The 1,912-nt window shown below is 74.1% G+C and carries 2 protein-coding genes; both read right to left on the bottom strand.

Annotated elements, in window-relative coordinates; genetic code table 11:
* Window positions 1-124 precede the first annotated feature (124 nt).
* Window positions 125-1,246, bottom strand: a complete 1,122-nt coding sequence (locus ACXJKL_RS20160; RefSeq protein WP_457208775.1) for a hypothetical protein — start codon at window positions 1,244-1,246, stop codon at window positions 125-127.
* Window positions 1,243-1,794: a SigE family RNA polymerase sigma factor gene (locus ACXJKL_RS20155; RefSeq protein ID WP_457208774.1), complete on the bottom strand. Its 552-nt coding sequence runs from the start codon at window positions 1,792-1,794 to the stop codon at window positions 1,243-1,245. Before ACXJKL_RS20155 ends, ACXJKL_RS20160 begins: the two co-directional genes overlap by 4 nt.
* Window positions 1,795-1,912 lie beyond the last annotated feature (118 nt).

The raw sequence follows: 1,912 nt of genomic DNA, 5'->3' as shown, positions 1-1,912 counted from the left end.
GGATGGCGATCGGCCTGGTCGTCTACTTCGCCTACGGCCGCAGCCACAGCCGGCTCGCGCGAGCCGAGCGGGCGGAGCGTCAGTCCGCCTGAGGCGTCGGCGTCTCAGGCGTCCCCGGCCGAGGTCACCAGCCCCCGGCGATCGGCAGGACGAGTCCCTCCTCGACGGAGGCCGGTTGCTCCACCACGACGGTGCAGCTGCCCGCGGCCACCTCGCAGGTGAGGAGGTCGGGGGTGGTCGAGTCCAGCGTCGGCAGCCCGATGCCGGCATAGGTGTCCTCGTCCAGCCACCGGTAGCCCACCAGGAAGGCGTAGCGCCCCTCGTCGAACGGGAGCCGGGTGCCGTCGGTGGTGTTGTAGACATGGTTGACGTCGTCGGTCTCGGAGAAGATGACGCCCCCGTCCGGCGAGAGCCGACCGCCCCAGATGGAGAGGACCCGCCCAGTGCTCAGGTCGGGCCCGACCCGGAACTCCTCGGCCTTGTCCGCCGGCGTGCCGCCGCGCGCGTAGTAGGCGAACACGCCGTTCTGGACGTCCACGACCTCGACCTCGGTGCCGGCCGGTGCCGGGACCAGCGTCGTCCCGCCGGAGCCGAAGGGGTCCCAGGCCCGCACGCCGCGCTGGTCGCTGACGTAGACGGTGCGTCCGTCCACGGCCGCGACCTGGGCGGCGCCGCCGAGCTCGCGCTCCACGCCGGCGACGACGGGACGTCCGGGCCAGCTCGAGAGTGGGACCCTGACGGTGGTGCCGCTGGACACGTCCAGGGCGGCGAGGCTGCCCCCGTCGGTCGCGTCGACCCAGGCCACCAGGTCGCCGTCGCTCTGGAAGCGCGGGTACTCCTTGTCGGCCAGCCGGCCGACACGGTCGGTCGCGTCGCCGGACACGACGAGGACCTCGCCGGCCGTGTCGCTGACGACGAAGCCGCTGTCGGTCTGGACCATCGCGCGCAGGGTGAGGCCGGTGTCGATCGCGGCGTCGCCGTCGTGGATGGTGCCGCCCACGGCGTAGGCGACGGAGTCCGCCCGGGGCTGGACCGCGACGCCCGTCCGGGGCTCGTCGTGCGAGCGCAGGGCCGGGACGGCGAGGGCGCCCACCACCGCCACCGAGGCGGCCACGGCCATGAGCGCTCCCGCCCGTCCGCGGCGGGCCCGGCGCTCGCCCTCGCGGACCAGGGCCCCGACGTCCAGCGCGGGCGGCTCCAACGCGTCGGCGCGGTCGTGCATGACGTCCTTGAGGAGTCCGGTCATCGGGTCACCGCCATCAGGTCGGGCGGCAGCAGCTCGAGGTGCTCGCCGCCGTGGGAGTCGAGGGTCGTGCGGAGGGTGGCCAGGGCGGCGTGCACCTGGCTCTTGACGGTGCCGACGGCACAGCCGAGCGCCGCGGCCGTCTGGGCCTCGGTGAGGTCCTCGTAGTAGCGGAGCACGACGGCCGCCCGCTGGCGCGGCGGAAGCGACTGGAGTGCCGACCAGACCCACTCGCGGCGTGCGAGGTCGTCGCCCAGGCCGTCGCTGCGGGCGTCGGCGGGAGCCTCCGGGATGGTGTCGCTCGGGCGCTCCTGCCACGACCTGCGGCGGTACCAGGAGATCGCGGTCGTGGTGATCACCCTGCGGGTGTAGGCCTCGGCCTTGCTCGGGTCGCGCAGCGTGGGCCACGCGACGTACGTCTTGGTGAGGGCCTCCTGGAGGAGGTCCTGGGCGAGCTGGCGCTCGCCGACCATGAGGTACGCCGAGCGGTGCAGGGCGGCGGACCGTGCGGCGACGAACTCGGCGAAGGCAGCCGGATCGCGTCGTGGCATCAGTGCTCCTGGTGGCGGTGTCGGGGTGGGTCACCCGACATGACGATCCGACTGTGCCAAAAGGTTCGGTGGGACGCCGGGCAACGCGCGAGGGCGCCCGACCGGTGTGGTCGGACGC

The organism is Nocardioides sp. P5_C9_2 (assembly GCF_054049555.1).
This window is presented reverse-complemented; position numbering and strand designations above follow the sequence as displayed.

Bases quoted from the DNA above. Each gene is read 5' to 3' on its own strand.
- ACXJKL_RS20160 (WP_457208775.1), bottom strand. From the start codon at position 1,246: ATGACCGGACTCCTCAAGGACGTCATGCACGACCGCGCCGACGCGTTG.
- ACXJKL_RS20155 (WP_457208774.1), bottom strand. From the start codon at position 1,794: ATGCCACGACGCGATCCGGCTGCCTTCGCCGAGTTCGTCGCCGCACGG.